The sequence below is a fragment of the uncultured Enterococcus sp. genome, assembly GCF_913775425.1.
In the GTDB taxonomy this organism is placed as follows: Bacteria; Bacillota; Bacilli; order Lactobacillales; family Enterococcaceae; genus Enterococcus_G.
In genome coordinates this window covers 1-4800 of the sequence record NZ_CAJYIS010000069.1, presented here as the reverse complement: position 1 = coordinate 4800, position 4800 = coordinate 1, and the positions used below count along the sequence as shown (strand labels likewise).

Below are 4800 nucleotides of genomic sequence, written 5' to 3'. Positions count from 1 at the left end.
TACTCATCATAAAAACGCACCGTCATTCCTAATGCAACCGAGCGTAACAGTACGGATAACCCACTAATATGAAACAATGGCAACACTAAGCCCCACGTATCTTTTTCAGTTACTTGCATGTTGATCTGGGTGGCTTTTGCACTCGCCCAATGATTTGAAAATCTTTGTGGTACACCTTTAGGATTACCTGTTGTACCTGATGTATACATGATCGATGCAATCTGAGACGGTTGATAGCCTAAATCAAATTGTAATTTTGTCTCGGGTAGTTGCTGGCAATCTGGCAATAAAAATACTTCAGCTTGTTCGAGTACCAACTCAGGATCATCGGTTACTACTAGTGAAGTGTTCGCATCTTGCAACTGAAATTCGATCTCGCTTTTGGTGAGTCTACGGTTTAAAAATTGGATCTCGATCCCTAATTCCCATAAACCTAAAATCGTTAAATAGAGGTCTGTTTTATTTTGGCTATAGATAGCCACACGCGTCGTATGCTTGGGCAATCGCTCATGATAATACGCGGCAGTATTTTGAGCATATTGCGCTAACAAAGAAAACGACCAGCTTTCTTTTGAGTTCAAAAAAGCTGGTCGTTTTGGATGAAGCAACGCTTGACGTTGAAGCCAACTCGCTTGATTCATTACGGGAATTTAGGGAATTGGTCAAAGTCTGGTTGGCGTTTTTCTTTGAACGCATCGCGACCTTCTTTGGCTTCGTCCATTGTATAGTATAGTAATGTCGCATCTCCAGCTAATTGTTGGATTCCAGCAAGACCATCAGTATCTGCATTTAATGCCGCTTTGATCATACGTAAAGCAAGAGGGCTTTTCGTTAGCATTTCTGCTGCCCATTCCATCGTCACATCTTCTACTTGATCCAAAGGAACGACAGTATTGATCCAATTCATATCTAAAGCTTCTTGGGCAGTATATTGTTTTGTCATAAACCAAACTTCTTTGGCTTTTTTATGCCCAACAACACGTGCTAGGTAACCAGAACCATATCCACCATCGAAACTACCAACATTTGGTCCTGTTTGGCCAAATTTAGCGTTATCAGCTGCGATCGTGATATCACATACTAATTGTAAAATATTTCCGCCACCGATCGACCATCCTTTAACCATCGCAATAACTGGTTTTGGAATCACACGGATCAAACGTTGTAAGTCTAATACATTTAGACGTGGAACGTCGTCAGTCCCTACATATCCACCATGACCACGTACTTTTTGGTCACCACCAGAACAAAACGCTTTGTCGCCTTGTCCAGTTAAAATGATTACACCGACATCTTGTTTATCGCGACTAATTGAAAACGCGTCGATCATTTCAAAAACCGTTTTTGGGGTAAAGGCATTATGCACTTCCGGACGGTTGATTGTAATTTTTGCTACTTTACCATGTTGTTCAAATAAAATTTCATCATATTCTTTAATCGTTTGCCATTCTCTCACAGAATTGACCTCCTTTGATTGTTTACGTTACTATTATACACAATCACTAGGTTTTTCCCAAAAAACCCGTTTGTGAAGTAAGAAAATCTCAAGATTTAGGAGCAAATCAGATGAATTTATTAGAATTGTTTCATATTCAAACAAAAATCCTCACAAAAGAAGCGGTCGAACTAACCATGGAGATCAAAGAAGACCATCAACAACCCTTTGGCATCATGCATGGTGGGATCAATGGAGTCTTGATCGAAACAGCTTGTAGTATGGGCGCCAATGAACAATTAGACACCGGATTTGCCGTCGGAGTCGATCTAAATGTCAATCACTTAAGAAGCGTCACAACTGGCAACTTGACCGTTCGTGCGACTCCTGATCACATCGGACGCACAATACACGTGTGGCAAGCCGTGATCTATGATGAACAGCAACAAAAAATCGCAGTTGGACGTTGTACAATGACAGTGAGGAATAACTAGATAAAAACCTTCAGGATAGTCCTGAAGGCTTTTTAATTAAGTGAGTGATCGGATAGGGTTTTCCAAATCCATCGACTGCATCTTCTGACGCGATTTCAAAACCATGATTTAAATAAAAGCTTTTTGCGTGCTCATTTTGCGTATTGACGTCGATTTTCTTAATCGATTCAGTGGCTATTAGTTCCAGTAAAATCTTATGTCCATACTGTTTACCGATAAAATCAGGATCTAAAAAAAGCATCACTAACTCCTCTTCACTCGTTCCACTAAAACCGATTATGTGTTGCTCATTTTTCCATAAGTCTAAATGGACATTGTCCAAATACTCTGGGATCACATGTTTATAAAATTGAAGATCTTCTTCTGCTAAAAAATCATGTGTGTACCTTACTGATTTTTCCCATAGTTCTAAAATCAAACCATATTCTTCTTTTCTTGCTTTGCTTCTACTCAACATAGCAGTCGCTCCTTTACTTTCGCTACCCATAACTTTCCATTATCAAATTAATACAGGTTTCATCCCCCTATACTATGTTATAGTCATTGTGGCTACACCCCATATTTAAATATATCTTCGAGAACATCTGGCACCTACTTTGATATTCGTGTTTTGTATCATTGATATAGTCGCTAGTTCTTTTTACTATATCTATATCAGTTATTAAACTATAGTCTTCCTCTTGTACACCGATAACTTGTAAAAAAGCATTGAAATCCTCTATATTTTTCGCTCTTTCACTCTCAATATATAGAGTAAGTTCAATTAAATCATTTTCTATCGTTTTCCAATTTTCTATCGTTGCTTCACAATAAATAAATCCGCTCATATTTTCCATATACTCGCTATAGCGATCATATCTAGTGAGTTCACACTTAAAATTAGACCATTTTGGAGTAAAGTTCAAAATAATTTCGATAAATTTTTTATCTTCAGGAGATAACTTTACCTCACTGTCTAGAACCACAGTGGAGTGACTAGCCGGAATATTAGATTTCTCCTGTTTATTTTTATTGCATAATAAGTATTGATGAATAAGATTCCACATACATATAAACTCCTTTTCCTGAACACAAGCCATTGGATTTTTTTATTCGTGAATTAACCAAAATATTTAAGATAAGGTATACTTATTGAAACGATTTGATTATTGCAGTACGATAATCTATTATATCTATTTGATTCTGAGTAAAGACCATATAGCGACCCATTTTTCGCAGATACAAGCTTGGGCGAATGTAATTGAGAACAGAGAAAATCACGATTCTTCTTTATCTATGGATTCATTGATAAAAGAAAATTTAGAGAACCTTGAACATTGTAAACAAATGAATCTAGACTACTTACTGATTCATAATACTTACGACGTTGACCTTGAACATCTAAAATTAAGAAATTGGAGGCTTTAATATATGAAACTATTTTTTGTGATTTTTCAAACGATTTTAAATTTCATCGCATTAAATGTACTATTCCAAAACATTGCCAATAAAATCGTTCCAAATTCTCCATTAGGAGCTTTTATCGGTATCTTGTACTGGGGTATTTTATTACTGTTATCTTATGCAATTGCCGTCCGCTTTAAAAATAAATGATTTTAAGCTATTCATAGACAAAAAAGCAATTCTGCACAGAATTGCTTTTGGTATTTTAGAGTAATTATTTTTCTACTAAAAAAAGTGTGGACTATTCGTATACTTTAAACTACTATCCTATCCCCTTTAGTCGTTCGTTGAGAAATAACCAGAAATTCAACTTTTCGATAATATTCTTGACTAATTTTGGGTAAAGATAAAAAAGTAATTCATAGATTAAAAATCTAGGTTCTTTGTAAATCCATCCATAAATCCATGGGCAAAATCACTAAAATGAGATAAATTAGCTAAAACCACAGTAATTAGCAGTAAGATACTTACTACTTTCACTACTTTTGATATAGTTCTATTTTTCTGAGTTTGAATCACTAAAACAATGCTTAAAATTACAGATAATAACGATGATATATCTACTATGATTTCCATGTAGTTCTCCTTTTGAAATGTTTTATAGATTTTCTATCTATTCTATTTTGATTATTGCTATAAATCCCATTGTAGCTGTTCTTTTAATGAGTTACTTTGAAATATTTATTTGTGTACTATCTTTTCTATTATTTTCATACTCTTTAAAATCGAATCTCTGTTTAAACTGAATAATGTACATAGTTTCTAATTTATCTTCTAAAAGATACAGTTTTCTACTAGGGATATAGGATTTATCCCATTTCCAGTCCATTAGGTCATATTTACCGATATCAGCCAATTCACGAATCTCTTCAAGGGAAACATCTAAGATTTCCCTTAATACATCAATTCTTTTATATTGTTTTTTTCGTTTGATAGCGATGATAGGAAACCACATAAGAAAATAAATGTTTATATAAATCCCATCTAATCGCACTCCTAATAGTCTAATTATCAAGAATATGATCACACCAATTAGAAAATAAATGATACCACTTAAGTAATCGATTATTTCTTTTCTGCCCATCTTTTTCATAATATATCTCCAATCATCATTTTGAAGTATGATCTACTTTTCACCATAATCAGCCACTTTTTCAACAAGAATTAGCATGTAACGGATATATTTTATTTATAGCTTAGATACACCAACACTAACGAAATGATTGTACAAAGCAATGCAATCGAGCATTTGACTAATTCATAATTGTGTAGTTTAGAAAGTTTTTCAAATCTATATGTTGGATTGATTGCTTGAATAGTTGCGTCTAAATTCCCGCTTAAAGCATTGTTTGAAGGCAAACAAAACAATAAAGTAAAACCATAACAAATACTAAGAACAACTATAAATTTAAAATGAAATAAAGCACT

General features: G+C 34.4%; 9 protein-coding genes. 2 read left to right on the top strand and 7 right to left on the bottom strand.

What is annotated here, in order from left to right; translation table 11 throughout:
• Both QZ413_RS08250 and menB read right to left on the bottom strand, forming a co-directional pair.
• Positions 1–641: AMP-binding protein (locus QZ413_RS08250; RefSeq protein ID WP_297079148.1), on the bottom strand; the 641-nt coding region annotated here is incomplete at its 3' end.
• Positions 641–1456, bottom strand: a complete 816-nt coding sequence (gene menB, locus QZ413_RS08245) for a 1,4-dihydroxy-2-naphthoyl-CoA synthase (RefSeq protein WP_297079146.1) — start codon at positions 1454–1456, stop codon at positions 641–643. The genes menB and QZ413_RS08250, both read right to left, overlap by 1 nt.
• 110 nt (positions 1457–1566) lie before the next feature.
• On the opposite strand from menB, the gene QZ413_RS08240 reads away from it, so the two are divergent.
• Complete coding sequence (locus tag QZ413_RS08240; protein WP_297079144.1) at positions 1567–1929, top strand: PaaI family thioesterase; 363 nt, start codon at positions 1567–1569, stop codon at positions 1927–1929.
• A gap of 10 nt (positions 1930–1939) precedes the next feature.
• Here QZ413_RS08240 and QZ413_RS08235 read toward each other — a convergent pair whose 3' ends face one another.
• Positions 1940–2386, bottom strand: a complete 447-nt coding sequence (locus QZ413_RS08235) for a GNAT family N-acetyltransferase (protein WP_297079142.1) — start codon at positions 2384–2386, stop codon at positions 1940–1942.
• A gap of 67 nt (positions 2387–2453) precedes the next feature.
• Complete coding sequence (locus tag QZ413_RS08230; protein WP_297079141.1) at positions 2454–2975, bottom strand: hypothetical protein; 522 nt, start codon at positions 2973–2975, stop codon at positions 2454–2456.
• 364 nt (positions 2976–3339) lie between these two features.
• On the opposite strand from QZ413_RS08230, the gene QZ413_RS08225 reads away from it, so the two are divergent.
• Positions 3340–3522: a hypothetical protein gene (locus tag QZ413_RS08225; RefSeq protein WP_297079140.1), complete on the top strand. Its 183-nt coding sequence runs from the start codon at positions 3340–3342 to the stop codon at positions 3520–3522.
• Between the two features lie 216 nt (positions 3523–3738).
• Here QZ413_RS08225 and QZ413_RS08220 read toward each other — a convergent pair whose 3' ends face one another.
• The 3 genes from QZ413_RS08220 to QZ413_RS08210 all read right to left on the bottom strand — a co-directional run.
• Positions 3739–3948, bottom strand: coding sequence for a hypothetical protein (locus QZ413_RS08220; RefSeq protein ID WP_297079139.1), 210 nt, complete (start codon positions 3946–3948; stop codon positions 3739–3741).
• A 91-nt stretch (positions 3949–4039) separates the two neighbouring features.
• The gene (locus QZ413_RS08215; protein ID WP_297079137.1) at positions 4040–4465 is read right to left on the bottom strand and encodes a hypothetical protein; all 426 of its coding nucleotides are present in this window, start codon (positions 4463–4465) and stop codon (positions 4040–4042) included.
• A 92-nt stretch (positions 4466–4557) separates the two neighbouring features.
• Positions 4558–4800, bottom strand: a 243-nt coding sequence (locus tag QZ413_RS08210; protein WP_297079136.1) for a hypothetical protein, incomplete at its 5' end; no start/stop codon positions are given.

Bases quoted from the DNA above. Each gene is read 5' to 3' on its own strand.
- QZ413_RS08235 (WP_297079142.1), bottom strand. From the start codon at position 2,386: ATGTTGAGTAGAAGCAAAGCAAGAAAAGAAGAATATGGTTTGATTTTA.
- QZ413_RS08230 (WP_297079141.1), bottom strand. From the start codon at position 2,975: ATGTGGAATCTTATTCATCAATACTTATTATGCAATAAAAATAAACAG.
- QZ413_RS08215 (WP_297079137.1), bottom strand. From the start codon at position 4,465: ATGAAAAAGATGGGCAGAAAAGAAATAATCGATTACTTAAGTGGTATC.
- QZ413_RS08220 (WP_297079139.1), bottom strand. From the start codon at position 3,948: ATGGAAATCATAGTAGATATATCATCGTTATTATCTGTAATTTTAAGC.
- QZ413_RS08225 (WP_297079140.1), top strand. From the start codon at position 3,340: ATGAAACTATTTTTTGTGATTTTTCAAACGATTTTAAATTTCATCGCA.
- QZ413_RS08240 (WP_297079144.1), top strand. From the start codon at position 1,567: ATGAATTTATTAGAATTGTTTCATATTCAAACAAAAATCCTCACAAAA.